At 69.1% G+C, this 946-nt stretch carries 1 protein-coding gene; it reads left to right on the forward strand.

The features are described from left to right. Positions 1-217 precede the first annotated feature (217 nt). Positions 218-946: AAA family ATPase (locus MTR62_RS21050; protein WP_244024625.1), on the forward strand; the 729-nt coding region annotated here is incomplete at its 3' end.

Here is a 946-nt window from a genome sequence, read left to right on the forward strand (position 1 = left end):
CGCTCGATCCGGCGGCGGCCGAAGCGGCGATCGACCGCGCGCTGGCCGCCCGTTCGAGCGAAGCAACGCCGTTCTCGGTGCTTGCCGCGCGGCTGCGCGCAGCGCGGCGCCCCCATGAAATCCTGGAGACCGCACGCGCGCTGCACGCGCTCGAGAGGATGCTCACGCAATGACAGGTGATAGTGCGATGTACGAAGAGGTTGCGGCAGAGGCGACGATGAGCCTTGGCGATGTCCGGGCGCTGGCCGAGGCGATCCGCGCCGAAGTGGGCAAGGCCGTGGTCGGCCAGGGCGAGACGATCGAGCATCTGCTGATCGCGCTCATGGCGCGCGGGCACGTTCTGCTCGAAGGTCCGCCGGGTACCGCCAAGACGTTCCTTGCGCAGTGCTTCGCCGCGACGCTCGGGCTCGACTTCGGGCGCATCCAGTTCACTCCCGACCTGATGCCGGGCGATATCCTGGGCTCGAACTTGTTCAACTTCCAGACCAGCCAGTTCACGCTGACGCGCGGGGCCATCTTCTGCGACCTGCTGCTCGCCGACGAGATCAACCGCACCCCGCCCAAGACCCAGGCCGCGCTGCTCGAGGCGATGCAGGAGCGGCGCGTCACGCTCGACGGCGAACGCCACGCGTTGCCCGAGGCTTTCATGGTTGTGGCCACGCAAAACCCGATCGAGAGCCAGGGCGTCTACCCGCTGCCCGAAGCCCAGCTCGACCGTTTCCTGTTCAAGCAGCTGGTCGACTATCCCTCGATCGAGGAAGAGCGCCGCATCGTCGAACGCTTCGGCGCCAACCGCGGCGCGCCCACGCCCGCCGAAATGGGCGTTGCGGCGGTGGCATCGCCCGCGGTGCTGGCGACAGCGGCGGCGGCCGTGCGCACCGTGACGCTGGCCGAGAGCGTGGCCGACTACATCGTGCGGCTGGTGCGCGCGACGCGTGAAAGCGCG

Origin of the sequence: Novosphingobium organovorum, assembly GCF_022832435.1 — a bacterium.
Lineage (GTDB): Bacteria > Pseudomonadota > Alphaproteobacteria > Sphingomonadales > Sphingomonadaceae > Novosphingobium > Novosphingobium organovorum.